General features: G+C 69.9%; 14 protein-coding genes. 12 read left to right on the forward strand and 2 right to left on the reverse strand.

Annotated elements, in window-relative coordinates; translation table 11 throughout:
• The first annotated feature begins 8 nt into the window (after positions 1-8).
• The 5 genes from ACFJIX_RS18145 (at position 9) to ACFJIX_RS18165 (ending at position 7471) form a co-directional block, all read left to right on the forward strand.
• Positions 9-1232 carry a TIGR03087 family PEP-CTERM/XrtA system glycosyltransferase gene (locus ACFJIX_RS18145; protein WP_377153405.1) on the forward strand — a complete coding sequence of 408 codons (1224 nt, stop codon included), beginning with the start codon at positions 9-11 and terminating at the stop codon, positions 1230-1232.
• Between the two features lie 161 nt (positions 1233-1393).
• Entirely contained in the window at positions 1394-3049 is a 1656-nt protein-coding gene (gene xrtA, locus ACFJIX_RS18150; protein ID WP_377153407.1) for an exosortase A, read from the forward strand.
• Positions 3046-4239: a TIGR03088 family PEP-CTERM/XrtA system glycosyltransferase gene (locus tag ACFJIX_RS18155; protein WP_377153410.1), complete on the forward strand. Its 1194-nt coding sequence runs from the start codon at positions 3046-3048 to the stop codon at positions 4237-4239. Before xrtA ends, ACFJIX_RS18155 begins: the two co-directional genes overlap by 4 nt.
• Positions 4240-4253: 14 nt before the next feature.
• Positions 4254-6170: an XrtA/PEP-CTERM system amidotransferase gene (locus ACFJIX_RS18160; RefSeq protein WP_377153412.1), complete on the forward strand. Its 1917-nt coding sequence runs from the start codon at positions 4254-4256 to the stop codon at positions 6168-6170.
• Entirely contained in the window at positions 6167-7471 is a 1305-nt protein-coding gene (locus ACFJIX_RS18165; RefSeq protein WP_377153414.1) for a glycosyltransferase family 4 protein, read from the forward strand. The genes ACFJIX_RS18160 and ACFJIX_RS18165 overlap by 4 nt, the downstream gene beginning before the upstream one ends.
• A gap of 99 nt (positions 7472-7570) precedes the next feature.
• On the opposite strand, the gene ACFJIX_RS18170 is transcribed toward ACFJIX_RS18165, so the two are convergent.
• Positions 7571-7915, reverse strand: a complete 345-nt coding sequence (locus tag ACFJIX_RS18170) for a hypothetical protein (RefSeq protein ID WP_377153416.1) — start codon at positions 7913-7915, stop codon at positions 7571-7573.
• Here ACFJIX_RS18170 and ACFJIX_RS18175 point away from each other — a divergent pair.
• The 4 genes from ACFJIX_RS18175 (at position 7890) to ACFJIX_RS18190 (ending at position 12428) form a co-directional block, all read left to right on the forward strand.
• Positions 7890-8681, forward strand: a complete 792-nt coding sequence (locus ACFJIX_RS18175; protein WP_377153418.1) for a glycosyltransferase — start codon at positions 7890-7892, stop codon at positions 8679-8681. The two genes, ACFJIX_RS18170 and ACFJIX_RS18175, sit on opposite strands and share 26 nt — an antisense overlap.
• On the forward strand, positions 8674-9990 hold the full coding sequence (locus tag ACFJIX_RS18180; protein ID WP_377153421.1) for a putative O-glycosylation ligase, exosortase A system-associated: 1317 nt from the start codon (positions 8674-8676) through the stop codon (positions 9988-9990). Before ACFJIX_RS18175 ends, ACFJIX_RS18180 begins: the two co-directional genes overlap by 8 nt.
• Positions 9990-10952 carry a polysaccharide deacetylase family protein gene (locus tag ACFJIX_RS18185; protein WP_377153424.1) on the forward strand — a complete coding sequence of 321 codons (963 nt, stop codon included), beginning with the start codon at positions 9990-9992 and terminating at the stop codon, positions 10950-10952. The genes ACFJIX_RS18180 and ACFJIX_RS18185 overlap by 1 nt, the downstream gene beginning before the upstream one ends.
• Before the next feature lie 210 nt (positions 10953-11162).
• Complete coding sequence (locus ACFJIX_RS18190; protein ID WP_377153426.1) at positions 11163-12428, forward strand: hypothetical protein; 1266 nt, start codon at positions 11163-11165, stop codon at positions 12426-12428.
• An 81-nt stretch (positions 12429-12509) separates the two neighbouring features.
• On the opposite strand, the gene ACFJIX_RS18195 is transcribed toward ACFJIX_RS18190, so the two are convergent.
• Positions 12510-14174, reverse strand: coding sequence for an asparagine synthetase B family protein (locus tag ACFJIX_RS18195; RefSeq protein WP_377153428.1), 1665 nt, complete (start codon positions 14172-14174; stop codon positions 12510-12512).
• A 225-nt stretch (positions 14175-14399) separates the two neighbouring features.
• Between ACFJIX_RS18195 and ACFJIX_RS18200 the strand changes: the two genes are divergently transcribed.
• Genes ACFJIX_RS18200 through ACFJIX_RS18210 form a run of 3 tightly spaced genes read left to right on the forward strand, consistent with a single transcriptional unit; the run spans position 14400 to position 16679 of the window.
• Positions 14400-15494: a hypothetical protein gene (locus ACFJIX_RS18200; protein ID WP_377153430.1), complete on the forward strand. Its 1095-nt coding sequence runs from the start codon at positions 14400-14402 to the stop codon at positions 15492-15494.
• A gap of 5 nt (positions 15495-15499) precedes the next feature.
• The gene (locus ACFJIX_RS18205) at positions 15500-16039 is read left to right on the forward strand and encodes a glycoside hydrolase family 99-like domain-containing protein (RefSeq protein WP_377153432.1); all 540 of its coding nucleotides are present in this window, start codon (positions 15500-15502) and stop codon (positions 16037-16039) included.
• Positions 15966-16679: a glycoside hydrolase family 99-like domain-containing protein gene (locus ACFJIX_RS18210; protein WP_377153434.1), complete on the forward strand. Its 714-nt coding sequence runs from the start codon at positions 15966-15968 to the stop codon at positions 16677-16679. The genes ACFJIX_RS18205 and ACFJIX_RS18210 overlap by 74 nt, the downstream gene beginning before the upstream one ends.
• Positions 16680-16693 lie beyond the last annotated feature (14 nt).

Raw genomic sequence — 16693 nt, forward strand, 5'->3', positions numbered from 1 at the left:
GACGACGCATGGCCAACATCCTCTACCTGGTCCACCGGCTGCCGTACCCGCCCAACAAGGGCGACAAGCTGCGCTCGTACCACCTGCTCAAGCACCTGACCGCGCATCACAAGGTCTGGCTGGGCACCTTCGTCGACGACGCCGAGGACTGGGCCCACGTGCCCGCGCTGCAGGCGCAGTGCGAGCAGCTCTTCGCCGCCGACCTCAACCCGCTGCTGGCGCGTGTGGCCAGCCTGCGCGGCCTGGCGACCGGCGAGGCGCTGAGCCTGCCGTACTACCGCCACCGCGCGATGCGTGACTGGATCGCGCAGATCGCCAAGACGCAGCGCTTCGACGCGATCGTCGTGTTCTCGTCGACGATGGCGCAGTACGCCGAGCAGCTGCGGGCCGTCGCCGGCCCGGTGCCGATGCTGATCGACTTCGTCGACGTGGACTCGGCCAAGTGGACCGACTACGCCAAGGCCAACCGCTGGCCGATGTCGTGGCTGTACCGGCGCGAGGGCCGCGAACTGCTGGCCTACGAGCGCCGCGTCGCGGAACAGGCCCGCTGCTCGTTCTTCGTCACCGAGGGCGAGAAGGCGCTGTTCCAGCGCCTGTCCGCGACCGGCGCGCCGGTCGAGGCGCTGGGCAACGGCGTCGACAGCGGCTACTTCGCCCCGCTGCCGCAGCAGGCGAATCCCTTCGCGGCGGACGAGCTGCCGCTGGTCTTCACCGGCGCGATGGACTACTGGCCCAACGTCGATGCGGTGCAGTGGTTCGCGGCCGAGGTGTTGCCGCAGCTGCGCCAACGCTGGCCGACGTTGCGCTTCACCATCGTCGGCCGCGCGCCGACGCCCGCGGTGCTGGCGCTGGCGGGCGACGCGGTGCGCGTGACCGGCACGGTGCCCGATGTGCGGCCCTACCTGCAGCATGCGGCGGCTGTCGTCGCGCCGCTGCGCCTGGCGCGCGGCGTGCAGAACAAGATCCTCGAGGCGATGGCCGTGGGCCGGCCCGTCGTGGCGGCGCGCAGTTGCGTCGAGGCGCTGGGCGCCGACGGCGTGCTCGCCGGCCAGGACCTGCTCTCGGCCGACAGCGCCGCCGACTACCTCGAACTGGTCCACGCGCTGCTCAGCGCACCCACCCGCGCGCAGGCGATCGGCCAGCAGGCGCGCGAACGCGTCCTGCGCCAGTTCAGCTGGCAGGCGCACCTGGCCAAGCTGGACGGGTATCTGCCGCAAGGACAAGCGGCATGAGCGCGCGCAGGGCCGCCCCAAGCAAGCTCAGCGTCCCCGCGGGGACCGGCTGCGGCTTGCCGCAGACGAGGGGGCAACACTGCGCGCGCGCAGGGCCGCCCCAAGCAAGCTCAGCGTCCCCTCGGGGACCGGCTGCGGCTTGCCGCAGACGAGGGGCAGCAATGAGCGCCACCACGCCGTCGGCGCTTCAGCAGCGCGGTGTCCCCGATGCCTGGCGCCGCCCGCTGGCGGTGCTGGTGCTGCTCGTCGTCGCGTTGCTGCTGCTGTACCGGCAGACGGCGCTGGGCATGGTCACGATCTGGTGGCGGTCCGGCACCTTCACGCATGCCTTCCTGGTGCCGCCGATCGTGCTGTGGCTGGCCTGGCGCCGCCGCGGGATGGTCGCGCCGCTGACGCCGCGGCCGGTGCCGTGGCTGGCGCTGCCGCTGGTGGCGCTCGGCGCGGTCTGGCTGTTCGCCGACTTCGCCGCGATCAACGCGGTCACGCAGTTCACGCTCGTCGCCATGCTCGTGCTGCTGGTGCCGGCGGTGCTGGGCTGGCGCATCGCGCGCGAGATGGTCTTCCCGCTCGGCTTCCTGTTCTTCTGCGTGCCGGTCGGCGAGTTCCTGTTGCCGCAGCTGATGGACTGGACCGCCAAGTTCACCGTCGTCGCATTGCGGCTCAGCGGCCTGCCGGTCTACCAGGAAGGCCTGCAGTTCATCATTCCGAGCGGCCAGTGGTCGGTCGTCGAGGCCTGCTCCGGCGTGCGCTACCTGATCGCATCGGCGATGGTGGGCACGCTGTACGCCTACATCAGCTACCACTCGAACCGCCGTCGGCTGGGCTTCATCGCCTTCGCGCTGGCGCTGCCGCTGGTGGCGAACTGGGCCCGGGCCTACCTGATCGTGATGATCGGCCATCTGTCGGGCAACACGCTGGCGGTCGGCGTCGACCACCTGATCTACGGCTGGCTGTTCTTCGGCATCGTGATGCTGGCGATGTTCCTCATCGGCGCACGCTGGGCGCAGCCCGAGCTGCCGCTGGTGCCGCCGCCGCGCGATGTCGCGCCGGCCGCGACCGGTGCGGCCTGGCTGGCGACCGTCGCCGTGCTGCTCGCCATCGCGCTGCCGATCACCGCCGGCGTGCTGCTGCGCCAGGGGCACTCGGCCCCGATCGCCGCGCTGCCCGCGGTGTCCGCGGAGCCGGGCTGGTCGGACCAGACCGTCCCGTCCGACGCCTGGGTGCCGGACTTCGAAGGCGCCAACGCCGCGCTGCACCAGGAGTTCACCGGCCCGGCCCAGGTCGGCGCCGCGAAGCCGCGTGTCGGGCTGCACCTGCAGTACTTCCGCGATCAGGACTACGAACGCAAGCTGGTCAGTTCCAGCAACGCCGTCGTGGCCGCCGAGGACAAGCACTGGGCCGTCACCGGCCGCGGCCAGGCCGCGTTCTCGCCGGTCACCGGCGTCTCGGCGGCGCCGGTTCCCGTGCTGACCACACAGGTGCGCGCCTCGTCGCTGGACGCGGTGACCGCGCCACGGATGCTGGTGTGGCACGTGTACTGGATCAACGGCCGGCCGATGACGAGTGCCTGGCAGGCGCGCGTGCGCGGCGCGCTGGAGCGGCTCCAGGGCCGCGGCGACGACGCGGCGCTGGTACTCGTCTATACCGAGGCTGACGAGCTGGCGCCGCAGCGGCTGGATCTCTTCCTGCGTCAGCACTGGGGCACGATCGATGGCGAACTCCGCCGCGTGCGCGACGGCGGCGCACGGGGCGCGCCTTCGACGACGCCAACGACGCCAACGACATTGACGCCCTCGTCGCCAGGGGCGCCGACATGAGCGCCGGCCTGAGCGTCGAGCGCGCGCTCGCGGCCGCGGACGAGCGGCCGCTGGTGCTGCACGTGATGTACCGCTTCGACACCGGCGGTCTCGAGAACGGCGTGGTGAACCTGATCAACCACATGCCGGCCGACCGCTACCGGCACGCGATCGTCGCCCTCACCGAAGTCACCGATTTCCGCAAGCGGCTGCAGCGCGACGACGTCGAGTGCTTCGCCCTGGACAAGCCGCCGGGGCAGGGCTTCTGGCTCTATCCCAAGCTCTACCGGCTGTTCCGCGCGCTCAAGCCGGCCATCGTGCACAGCCGCAACCTGGCGGCGCTGGAAGTCCAGCTGCCGGCCTGGGCCGCGCGCGTACCGGTGCGCATCCACGGCGAGCACGGCCGCGACGTCGGCGACCTCGACGGCCGCAACCGCGCCTACCAGCGCGTGCGGCGCTTCTACAAGCCCTTCGTCTCGCACTACATCGCGCTCTCGCGCGACCTCGGCGACTACCTGACCGGTCCGGTCGGCGTGCCGCCGGCGCGCGTGAGCCAGTTCGTCAACGGCGTCGACACCCTGCGCTTCCAGCGCCAGCAGGTCGAGGCCATCCCGGGCTGCCCCTTCGATCCCGCCGCGCACTGGCTGATCGGCACCGTCGGCCGCATGGCGCCGGTGAAGGACCAGCTGATGCTGACGCGCGCCTTCATCGCGCTGATCGGCCAGGCGCCGGACCTGCGCGCGCGCGCGCGGCTGGTGCTGATCGGCGACGGTCCGCTGCGGGCGCAGTGCCAGGTCTTGCTCGACGAGGCCGGCCTGAGCGAGCTCGCCTGGCTCCCCGGCGAACGCACCGACGTGCCGGCGGTGATGCGCGGTCTGCACGTCTTCGCGCTGCCGTCGCTGGCGGAGGGCATCTCCAACACCATCCTCGAGGCGATGGCCAGCGGGCTGCCGGTGGTCGCGACCGAGGTCGGCGGCAATGCGGACCTGGTGACGCGCGACGTCAGCGGGCTGCTGGTGCCCGCGGCGGATCCCGCGGCGATGGCCGCGGCGCTGCTGCGCCTGGCGCGCGATCCCGAAGGTGCGATGGCGATGGGCGAGGCCGGCCGCGCGCGGGTCGAGCAGGATTTCAGCATGCGTGCCATGGTCGCTCGGTACCAGGGCCTGTATGACACGCTGCGCGGCCACAATGCCGCCAGCCACAAGAACTGACACGGGGTACGACCATGTGCGGAATCAGCGGACTTTTCGATACCCGGGGGCGGCGCGACTTCGATGGCGCGCTGATGCATCGCATCAACGACTCGCTGCACCACCGCGGCCCCGACGAAGGCTCGATCCACCTGCAGCCCGGGCTGGCCTTCGGCCACCGCCGGCTGTCCATCATCGACATCGCGACGGGCCAGCAGCCGCTGTTCAACGCGGACCATTCGGTGGGCATCGTCTTCAACGGCGAGATCTACAACTACCAGCAACTGACCGACGAGCTCACCGCGCTGGGCTACCAGTTCCAGACGAAGAGCGACACCGAGGCCATCGTGCACGCCTGGTCCGCCTGGGGCGAGGCCTGCGTGCAGAAGCTGCGCGGCATGTTCGCGTTCGTGATCTGGGACAAGGCGCGCGACCAGCTCTTCATGGCGCGCGACCGGCTCGGCGTGAAGCCGATGTTCTACGGGCTGCTGGACGACGGCACGCTGGTCTTCGGCTCCGAGCTGAAGGCGCTGCTCGCGCATCCGGGCATGAAGCGCGACATCGTCCCGCAGGCGGTGGAGGAGTACTTCGCGCTGGGCTACGTCGCCGAGCCGCGCACCATCTTCCGCCAGGCGCTGAAGCTGCCGCCGGCGCACACGCTGGTGATCCGGCGCGGCGAGCCGCTGGGCCAGCCGCGCCGCTACTGGGACGTCAGCTTCACGACCGACAGCAAGATCGACGAGGTCCAGGCGCAGGAAGAACTGACCCGCCGCCTGCGCGAGTCGGTCAAGCTGCGCCTGATCGCCGAAGTGCCGCTGGGCGCCTTCCTCTCGGGCGGCGTGGACTCGAGCGCGGTCGTGGCGATGATGGCCGGCGAGACCAACGGGCCGGTGAAGACCTGCTCGATCGCGTTCGACGACCCGCAGTACAACGAGTCCGAATTCGCGCAGAGGGTGGCGGACCGCTACCAGACCGAGCACCACGTCGAGACCGTCCAGAGCGACGACTTCGACCTGATCGACACGCTGGCGCGGCTCTACGACGAGCCTTATGCCGACAGCTCCGCGATCCCGACCTACCGCGTCTGCCAGCTCGCGCGCAAGCACGTGACGGTGGCGCTGTCGGGCGACGGCGGCGACGAGAGCTTCGGCGGCTACCGCCGCTACAAGCTGCACATGATGGAAGAGCGCATGCGCGCCAGCCTGCCGCTGGGGCTGCGCAAGCCGCTGTTCGGCACGCTGGGCCGGCTCTATCCGAAGGCGGACTGGGCGCCGCGCGTGTTCCGCGCGAAGACGACCTTCCAGGCGCTGGCGCGCAACTCGGTGGAGGCCTACTTCCACACGATGTCCGTGATCCGCGACAACGAGCGCATGCCGCTGTACAGCGCGCGCTTCAAGTCGGAACTCGGCGGCTACAACGCGCGCGACCTGTTCCTGCAGCACGCCGAACGCGCCAACACGGACGATCCGCTGGCGCTGATCCAGTACATCGACACGCACACCTACCTGGTCGGCGACATCAACACCAAGGTCGACCGCGCGTCGATGGCGCATTCGCTGGAAGTGCGCGAGCCGCTGATGGACCACCCGCTGGTCGAGTGGCTGGCGACGCTGCCGTCCCACCTGAAGCTGCGCGGCGGCGAGGGCAAGTACCTGTTCAAGAAGACGCTCGAGCCGCACCTGCCCAACGACGTGCTGTACCGGCCCAAGATGGGCTTCGCCGTGCCGCTGTCGCGCTGGTTCCGCGGACCGCTGCGCCAGCGCGTGCGGAACTCGCTGCTGGGCGGGCCGCTCGCGGATTCCGGCATGTTCGACCTGAAGACCGTGGGCCAGATGGTCGAGCAGCATGAGAACGGCAGCCGCGATCACAGCACGCCGCTGTGGACGCTGCTGATGTACGACGCGTTCCTGCGCAACGTGATGGGCGCGACCTCGATGCGCGAGGCGGCGTGAAGATCCTCTACCACCATCGCACCGCGTCCAAGGACGGCCAGGCGGTCCACATCGAGGAGATGATCGGCTCGCTGCGCGCGCTCGGCCACGAGGTGCGCGTGGTCGCGCCCGGCGGCGAGTCGGCGCCCGAGGACAAGGCGAAGATGGGCGACGACACCGGCTGGGTGCATCGCCTGCGCGCGAAGCTGCCCAAGTTCGTCTACGAACTGCTGGAGCTGGCGTACTCGCTGGTGGCGTACCGGCGACTCGCGGCGGCGGCCCGGGACTTCCAGCCCGACCTGATCTACGAGCGCTACAACCTCTTCCTGCTCAGCGGGCTGATGCTCAAGCGGCGCCTGCGCGTGCCGCTGCTGCTCGAGGTGAACGCGCCGCTGGTCGACGAGCGCGCGAAGTTCGGCGGCCTGGCCCTGCCGCGCATCGCGCGCTGGGCCGAGGACACCGTCTGGCGCGGCGCTGACGCGGTGCTGCCGGTGACCCAGGTGCTCGGCGCGATGGTCGGCGCGCGCGGCGTGCCGCAGGAGCGGCTGGTCGTGATCCCGAACGGCATCAACGAGGAACACTTCGACGCGGCGCCGTCGTCCGAGGCGGCCAAGCGCACGCTCGGCTGGGACGGCGCGCTGGTGCTGGGATTCACCGGCTTCGTGCGCGACTGGCACGGCATGGACCGCGTGATCCGCTGGATGGCGACGGACGCGGCGCCCGCCAATGCGCGGCTGCTGCTGGTCGGCGACGGGCCGGCGCGGGCTGACCTCGAGGCGCTGGCCGGCGAGCTGAAGCTCGGCGAGCGCGTGCGCTTCACCGGCGTCGTCTCGCGCGACGCGGTACCCGCCTACGTGGCCGCCTTCGACATCGCGCTGCAGCCGGCGGTGGTCGCCTACGCGTCGCCGCTCAAGCTCTTCGAATACCTGGCGCTGGGCAAGGCCATCGTCGCGCCGAACCAGCCCAACATCGAGGAAGTGCTGGACGACGACCTCAACGCCTTGCTCTTCGATCCGGCGCAGGCCGGCGCGCTGGAGGCGCTGCTGGCGCGGCTGGCGTCGGACGAGGCGCTGCGCCGACGTCTGGGCGAAGGCGCGCGTGCCACGATTGGTCGACTGCAGCTGACCTGGCACGGCAACGCCGCGCGCGTCGTGGCGCTGGGCCGGGCATTGAAGAGCGGGCAGGGCGCTCGCGAGGCGCAGCAGGCCGCTCACGCGGCCATTGCCCCGCGCGCCGTCACGCCCGCCGTCTCGCCCGCCATCACGCCTGCCGTCGAGGCCGCATCCGCGGCGACGTCCGGTGCCGAGGACGCGAAGGCCTGAGCCATGCTGAAGCTGCTGACCTTCTCGACGCTGTACCCGAGCGCGGTGATGCCCAGCCACGGCATCTTCGTGGAGACCCGGCTGCGTCACCTGGTCGCGTCAGGTCAGGCTGAATCCCGCGTCATCGCGCCGGTGCCGTGGTTCCCGCTCAAGGGCGAGCGCTTCGGCGAGTACGGCAAGTTCGCCGCGACGCCGGCGCGCGAATCGCGGCACGGCCTGGACATCACGCATCCGCGCTTCGTGCGGCTGCCCAAGGTCGGCATGAGCAGCGCGCCGTACACGCTGGCCTGGACCTTCCTGCGCGCGGCGCGGCAACTGCAGGCGACGGGCTACGACTTCGACCTGATCGACGCGCACTACTTCTATCCCCGACGGCGTCGCCGCGGTGATGGTGGCGCGGGCGCTGAACAAGCCGGTGGTGATCACCGCGCGCGGCACCGACATCAACCTGATCCCGCAGCACGCCTTCCCGCGCAAGCTGATCCTGCGCGCGGCGGCGCAGGCCGACGCGATGATCACCGTGTGCGAGGCGCTCGAGGACGAGCTGGTCGCGCTGGGCGCGGACGCCGCGAAGGTGACCGCGCTGCGCAACGGCGTGGACCTGACGCTCTTCCATCCCGCCGGCCGCGACGAGGCCCGCGCCGCACTGGGCCTGGCGGCCGGGCGCTTCACGCTGGCCTCGGTCGGTCACCTGATCGAGCGCAAGGGCCATGAGCTGGTCATCGGCGCCCTCGCTGAACTGCCCGACGTCGATCTGCTGATCGCCGGCGCCGGTCCGGAGGAGGGCGCGTTGCGCCGCCTGGCCGAGTCGCTGGGCGTGACGTCGCGCGTGCGATTCCTCGGCGCGCTGCCGCAGGCGCGGCTGCGCGAGGTCTATGCCGGCGTCGACGCGCTGGTGCTGGCGTCGAGCCGCGAGGGCTGGGCCAACGTGCTGCTGGAGGCGATGGCCTGCGGCACGCCGGTGGCGGCGTCCAATGTGTGGGGCACGCCCGAGGTCGTGGCCAGCCCCGAAGCGGGCGAGCTGATGCCCGAACGCACCGCGTCCGGCGTGGCCGAGGCCGTGCGCCGCCTGCGCGCGTCGCCCCGCGACCGCGCGGCGACGCGGCGCTACGCCGAGCGTTTCAGCTGGGACGCGACGACGCAGGGCCAGCTCGACCTGTTCCACCGCATCCTGGCCGCGCGGCGGTCGCCGGAGCTGCGCCATGCGTGACCTGCTGATGCTGGGCCTGTTCCTGGCCCTGATCTACAAGACCTTCAAGGACCCGATGTGGGGCGTGCTGGGCTGGGTGTGGATGGGGGTGATCAACCCGCACCGCCTGGCCTACGGCTTTGCGCACGACGCGCCGTGGTCGATGGTGATCGCGCTGGCGCTGTTCGCGAGCCTGATGGTGCACCGCGACAAGCTGGTGAAGTTCCCCGTCAATGCGGTGACCATCCTGCTGTCGATCTGGATCCTGTGGATCGGCGTGTCGCCGCTGCTGTTCTCGTTCTACCCGGACAAGGAGATGCACTTCTGGTCGCGCGCGTTCAAGGTGCTGCTGATGGTGCTGGTGTCGCTGCTGGTGGTGAAGCGGCGGCGCGACCTGGACTGGCTGGTGCTGGTGCTGGTGATCTCGATCGGCTACTACGGCATCAAGGGTGGCGTGTTCACGGTGCTGTCCGGCGGCTCCGCGCGGGTGTGGGGGCCGGAGGGCTCGTTCATCGAGGACAACAACTCGCTGGCGCTCGCGACCATCATGACGGTGCCGCTGATCCGCTACCTGCAGCTGCAGGCCACCAAGCGCTGGCAACGCCACCTGGCCACCGCGGCCATGCTGCTGTGCATGGCGTCCGCGGTGGGGTCGCAGTCACGCGGCGCCTTCCTCGCGATCGTGACGATGTCGTTCTTCATGTGGATGAAGAGCCGCAACAAGCTGCCGTTGGCCCTGGTGGTGCTGGTGGCGCTGCCGCTGATCTTCGTCTTCATGCCGGAGAGCTGGACCAGCCGGATGGAGACCATCAAGACCTACGACCAGGACTCGTCGGCGATGGGGCGGATCAATGCGTGGCAGATGGCCTGGCGGCTGGCGATCGACCTGTTCCCGTTCGGCGGCGGCTTCACGGTCGCGGGGCCGGCGGTGTTCGCGAAGTACGCGCCCGATCCGTCCGTGCCGCTGACGGCGCACAGCATCTACTTCCAGGCGATGGGGGAGCACGGTTTCCTGGGCCTGGCGATTTTCGTCGGCATCTTCGCCACGACCTGGCGGCTGGCGAGCGCGACCATCCGGACCGCCAAGGACCTGCCCGAGCTGCAGTGGGCGCGGGACCTGTCGGCAATGTGCCAGGTCGGGCTGATCGGCTACGCGACCGGCGGGGCGTTCCTGAGCCTGGTGTACTTCGACCTGCCTTACTACCTCGTGCTGATCGTGGTGGTGGTGAACCGCGTCGTCGTCGCGGAGGTGGCGGGGCGCAAGCAGGCCGCCGTCGCGGCGGGGCAGGCGCCGCGGGACGTGCACTCGCCGTACTGGGGAGGCACCTGATGCTGGCGTCGCTGAGCCTGCTCGGCTGGCCGCGCGGCGAGCCCGCGCTGAGCATCCTGATCTACCACCGCGTGCTGCCCGCGCCGGACGCGATGCGGCCGGGCGAGATCGACGCGGCGCGTTTCGAGGCGCAGGTGTCCTTCCTGGCACGGCACTTCACGCTGATGACGGTGAGCGACGCGGCGCTCGCGCTGCGCGAGGGGCGCCTGCCGAAGCGCGCGGCGTGCATCACCTTCGACGACGGCTATGCGGACAACTGGACGGTGGCACATCCGATCCTGGCGCGGCACGGCGCGCGCGCGACGGTGTTCATCGCGACCGGCTACCTGAACGGCGGCCGCATGTTCAGCGACACGGTGGTCGAGTTCCTGCGTCTGGTGCCGGGACCGGTGCTGGACCTGTCGGCGGTCGGGATGGGCGTGCATCCGGTCGCGACGACCGAGGAACGTCTGAAGGCCGTGTCCGCGCTGCAGGTGCAGCTGAAGTACCTGGCGCCGGACGAGCGCGAGGCGCAACTCCGCCGGATGCTGGCGGCGCAGCCGGTCGGTCCGATGCCGGACGACCTGATGCTCACTGACGCGCAACTGAAGCATCTGGCCGACGCGGGCCACGAGATCGGCGGTCACACGGTGGACCACACGGTGCTGACGACCTTGTCGCCCGACGGCGCGCGCGAGCAGGTGCAGGCGGGACGCGACCACCTCGCGGCGCTGTTGGGCCGGCCGGTGCGCAGCTTCGCGTACCCGAACGGACGGCCGGCGCGCGATTACGACGCGGGTCACGCGGCGATGCTGCGGGATCTCGGCTTCGAGGCGGCGGTCAGCACCGCGCCTGGCGTGGCGCTGCCGGGCGCCGATCTGTTCCAGCTGCCGCGCTACACGCCGTGGGGGAACTCCACCGCGATGTTTGCCGCGCGGATGATGCGCAACGCGCGCATGGGCGGACCGGCAGCGGTGGTCTGAGCACGCTCGGCACCTCCGTGTGCCGCTGCGGATCGTCGATTGCCGAACGCAAAAGTTCTAGGAATGGAACTTCGGTTGTCTGTGGACAAACACCCCCAAAAGATTCCCGCCAGTTCGTGGGCGCGGCGCAACGACTGACCCCGTTTCGCCGGCCCCGTTGAATTTCGACGTGTTCGGACGGGCTAAGAATTTGTGGTCTGGAGGTGATCCATGCTGCAACTGATTGATCGTGTGCTTGACCGCTTTCGCGGTGTCTCTCGTCCCGACCCCCGTTTCGACGTCTTGTCGGATCCGGCGATCTTTCGTCGTCCGGAACTGGCCAGCCGGATGGCGTCCGCGTTGATGTCCCACGACCATGCATCCGGACTTTTCCTCACGGCGCCTCGTCGTACGGGAAAGTCCACTTTCATCCAACGCGACCTCACACCTGCGCTCGAGCGCGAGCATGGTGCGCTGGTGCTCTATGCGGATCTCTGGAGGCGACGGAGCGAGGATCCTGGAACGGTGATCGTCGAGTTGATCAACCAGGCCGTGAAGTCACATGAAGATCAGGCTCGACGCATGTTCGATCGCCTCAGCCTCTCGCGTCTGAAGGTGCCGGGTTTCGAATGGGAACTCAAAGGTGAGCGGGGCGTGCGTGAACCATCGCTCTGCGAGTCGCTGGAGCGCCTGTCCGATCTGGCCAAGCAGACGGTCGTGCTCATCATTGATGAAGTTCAGCAGACGCAGTCGACAAGTCTGGGCCGCGATGTGCTCTACATGCTCAAGTCAGCGCGCGATCACTTGAACGGCTGTGACAAGCTGAAGTTCCGCTTGCTCGCCACGGGCTCGCATCATGAAAAGATCGTCGGACTCGTGCTGGATAAGCACCAGGCCTTTCTCGGCGCGAACATGGAAACGATGCCGACATTGGGCGAAGAGGCCTATCTCCGCTGGGAGCGTGCGTTGCACGGACCGGCGTTCCAACCCTCGCTGGCGGTCATGGCTCAGGCCTTCGATATCTGCCTGCGCCGACCGGCGGACTTCCACAAACTCTGTAGGAGTGTCGTGACGGCAGGTCCCGGCGCAGGGGGAACGGATGACGACACGTTGATTCGCTTCGCACGCGGTCAGATCCAGGTCGAGAAGCGTCAGCTATTCATCCGACTTCAAGCGCTGGAACCGATCGAGCAAGTTGTCTTGCGCCTGCTTGCCGAAGACGGTGAGAAGTTCGCGCCGTTCTTCCCGCCTGCAAAGCGACGGCTGAACACGATGCTGGCGGTACTTGAAGAAGGGAGTCGGCCGGAAGTCTCCGACGCCACCATCAGGATGGCGTTGGACCGACTCTGCAATGCCAAGTTGATGTGGCGAGGGGATGGGCCCTACGTACTGGAAGAAATGCAGTTTGCGACTTGGTTGCTGGAGCGAGATCCCGTCATCGTCGCGCCGGCACCGACGAGCCCGCTCCTCGAAGGGCAGACTGCCGAAGCCGCGTAAGTCGGAGGGAGGCGTCCATGTGGCGAGTCCCTGCCGAAAGACCCGCTCTGACCGCGCCCGCGCTGCTCTCCTGAAGCGCGCTCAAACCCGGTAATTCGGCCGCCGCCCCCGCAGCCACTGCTCCAGCATCATCAGGATCCACACCATCTCGCCGTAGTACCCGGGGTGTTCCGGCAGCCGATCCTTGAGCAGGCTCCGGATGAACTGCGGGCGGACGATGCCGCGCGTGGCCAGGCTGCCGAGCGAGTCCTCCGCCAGCGCGCGCAGGTTGGCGTCGCGCGTGGCCCAGACGCCGAAGGGCAGGCCGAAGCCCTGCTTCTTCTTGACGATGATCTCGTCGGGCAGGAAGCCGCGCAGCGCCTCCTTGAAGAACCAGCGCAGCTGCAGCCCCTTGAGCTTGTAGTCCGCCGGCAGCCGCTCGGAGAAGGCCAGCAGTTCGTCGTCCAGCATCGGGAAACCGACCGAGGTCCCCGCCAGCCGCGTCGTGCCCACGACCTTGGGCAGGTCGGTGTCCGCCAGCGTGTAGCGCCAGTCGAAGGCCAGCATCCGGTCCACCAGCTTGCCGGTCTTCAGCCCGCCCCACACCTGGCGCTGCTGCTTCTGCGGTCCCAGGGGATCCACGCGGCGCAGGAAGTCCGTCTCCAGCACGTCGGCCATGCCCAGCCGCGTCAGCAGGTTGTAGCTCTGCAGCCGGTCGGGCATCGGCACCCGCGCCTGGTCGATGTAGCTGGCGCCCTTCTTCAGCAGCGGCAGCTTGCCGATCGGCGAGCCGAACACGGGCTGCAGCACGAAGTCGCGCAGCGGACCCGGCACGTTGCCGTACCAGGAGAACACCGTCTGCTTCGCATAGCGCGTGTTGCCGCCGAAGAGCTCGTCCCCGCCATCGCCGGCCAGCAGGTGCCGCACGCCGTTGTCGTGGGCCCGGCGCGCGCAGTAGTAGGCCGGCAGCGCCGAGCTGTTGCCGAAGGGCTGGTCGTAATGCGTCGCGACCTTGGCGATCCCGTCGACCAGGTCCTTCGGCGTCACGTAGTACTCGTGATGCCGGCAGCCGAAGTGCTTGGCCGCGATGCGCGCGAAGGCCATCTCGTCGTAGCCCTCGGCTTCGAAGCCGATCGAGTAGGTGTCCGCCGGCCGCCCCGCCACGCGGCTCAACATCCCTGCGACCGTGGAGCTGTCCGTGCCGCCGCTCAGGAAGCAGGCCGCGTCCGGCGCGTGCATCGCCCGTTGCACGGAGCGCTGCAGGATCTCCTTGAACTCGACCTTCAGGTCCTCGAGCCGGGGCGACGGATCGGCGCGGAAGGTCGGCGTCCAGTACGGCGTCACGCGCAGCTCGCCGCGCTCGAAGATCGCGACGTGCCCCGGCGGCAGCCGGAAGATGTTGCGGAACACCGTCCCCGGCGACGGGATGACGTGGAAGTAGAGGTAGTCGAACAGCGCCTGCGGGTCGAGGTCGACGTCGTCGCCGGCCAGGTCGTCCGCGCGGGTCGCGAACTGCAGGTCGTGCCCGACGATGCGGTAGCACAGCGGCTCGATGCCGAAGCGGTCCGTCGCCAGCAGCGTGCGCCCGCCGGGCTGCCGCCATGCCACCGAGAAGCGTCCGCCGACCTGCGCCAGCGCCGGCGCCGGATCGGTCGCCGACAGCAGGGTCTGCCACGCGGCGTCGCGTTGCGCGGCCGGGACGTCGGCGGAGAGACCGGGCAGCACCGGTTGACCAGTGGAAAGGAAGGTGGCGGTGCTCGTCGTCATCGTTGTGTACGGACCGGCGAAGCGGCCAGGAGGCAAGGGAAGGGGCGTCCACGCGGCGTGGAATTCCCCCGGCGGATTCTGGCGTGGAAATGCGTTGGCGCACCCGTCCCCGACCCCACCCACTTGGAGGGCCGCGCTTCGGGGGGAGGCTTCCGACCATGCCGCACAATCGCGGCCTGCCCGCCGCCGGAGGCGGGCGCTGGAGCCGGTTTGCAGATTCACTGGATGCCTCACGCGCTGAACCCGGCCTACGCCGGCGTGCGCCTGCGCTGCCTGATGCCGAGCCGCGAATTGCGCCGCTCGGGTCTGGTCTCGCGCGTGCTGGATCCGGCGCCGGACACGCAACCGCTGCCCGCTGACGGCGTGCTGGTGGTCCAGGCGAAATGGCTGCTCGATGCCGGCTCGCCGGCCGCGCTGCGCGACCGGACCCGGCGTCTGGCCCAGGCCCGTGAACGCGGCGTCCGGCTGGTGCTGGACAGCTTCGACAACTACTTCCTGAACGAGTCCGGCGACCCCGCCCGGGCCGAGCTGCTGACCGCCTACCGCGAGGCGCTGCCGCTGTTCGCGTTGTTCACCGTGTCGTCGCCGGGCCTGAAGCCCTTGCTGGAGGCGGAGCTGCCCGCCGACCTGCGCGCCGCCGCGCCGGTGCGGGTCGTCGGCGATCCGGTCGAGACGCCCGCCGCCGCGCGCGACTTCGAATCCTGGCCGCACCGCATGCATCCCGGCCGCTGGCGCGGTCAGTGGCGCGCCTGGCGCGAGTTGCGCGAGCACCGCGCGCAGCGCCGTGTCGCCCGTCAACTGGTGTGGTTCGGCAATCACGGCAGCGCCTACGCGACCGGCGGCATGGCCGAGCTCGAGCCGCTGCTGCCGCTGCTGGAGGCCGCCTCGCGGCGTCAGCCGCTGCGGCTGACGGTGGTCAGCAACTCCGAGCAACGCTATCGCGAGCTGCTCGGCCGCGCCGCCTTTGCGCATCGCTACCGGCCCTGGGACCGGCTGCATTTCCTGTCGCTGCTCGGCGAGCAGGACCTGGTGCTGCTGCCCACCCGCATGACCGCCTTCACGATGGCCAAGAGCAACAACCGCATGCTGCTGGCGCTCGCCCAGGGCGTGCCGGTGATGGCCGACCCCTTGCCCGATTACCAGCCGTGGCGCGCGCACTGCGCGCTGGACGACTGGGACCACCTGGCCGACCACATCGCCGATCCGGCGCCGCTGGCCGCCCGCGCGCGTGCCGCGATGCCCGCCATCGAGCGCGACTACTCCACGCGTGCCATCGCCGCCCAATGGCGCGAGGCGCTCCAAGCCCTCGTTTCCCGATGAACCGCATGACGCCCGATTCCCTCGCCACGCCGGACTATGTGGCGGACCACGCGGACGCGCACGCGTCGTCGACGCCGGCCTCCTCCGCGGAGAACCCGCTCGCGATCGCCATCGTGCTGCCGCAGTTCCATCCGTTCCGTCAGAACGACGCCTGGTGGGGCAAGGGCTTCACCGAGTGGCGCAACGTCGCCAAGGCCAAGCCGCTGTACAAGGGCCACTACCAGCCGCGCCTGCCGGGCGAGCTCGGGTTCTACGACCTGCGCCTGCCCGAGGCGCGCGCCGCGCAGGCCGAGCTGGCCCGCGAGCACGGCATCGGCGGCTTCTGCTACTACCACTACTGGTTCACCGGCGAGCGCCTGATGGAGCGCCCGATCGAGGAGATCCGCGCCAGCGGCGAGCCCGACTTCCCCTACTGCCTGGCCTGGGCCAACGAGAACTGGACCCGCGCCCTGGAACGGCAAGGACCGGGAGATGCTGATCGAGCAGCGCTACTCGGACGAGGACGACGAGGCGCACATCCGCACGCTGCTGCCGCACTTCCGTGATCCGCGCTACATCCGCATCGACGGCAAGCCGCTGTTCATCGTCTACAAGGTCGACCACCTGCCCGATCCGCGGCGCACGCTGGCGACGTGGCGCCGCATCGCGCGCGAGGAGGGTGTCGGCGAGCTGACGCTGGCCCAGTTCGAATGGAGCGGCACCGGCTCCGGCGCCGATCCGCGCGAGGTCGGGCTGGACCTGTCGATCGAGTTCGCACCGGACTGGCGGCGCCTGGGCGGCAAGCACTTCACCGGCTGGAAGTCGCGCCTGGCGATGGCGCTGGGCCTGCTGCCCAAGGCCTACGGCCAGCACAACTTCTTCGACTACGACCGGATGGTCGACGGCGTGCTGGCCAAACCGGCGCCGGACTATCCGTTCCTGCGCTGCGTCAGTCCCGGCTTCGACAACAGCGCGCGGCGCTCCTCGGGGGGCGCGACGATTCTCATGAACAACACGCCGCAGCGGTATCGCCGCTGGCTTGAGGCCGCGCTCGCGTGGACGCGCAAGCACCAGCCGCCGCAGCGTCAGGTCGTGTTCATCAACGCCTGGAACGAATGGGCCGAGGGCAACCACCTCGAGCCCGACGCGCTGAACGGCCGCGCGCTGCTGGAAGCGACGCGCGACGCGTTGAAGCAGAACGCTTGAGTGGATCCATCGGT

The sequence above is a fragment of the Roseateles sp. UC29_93 genome, from assembly GCF_042695725.1.
Taxonomy (GTDB): domain Bacteria; phylum Pseudomonadota; class Gammaproteobacteria; order Burkholderiales; family Burkholderiaceae_C; genus Roseateles; species Roseateles noduli_A.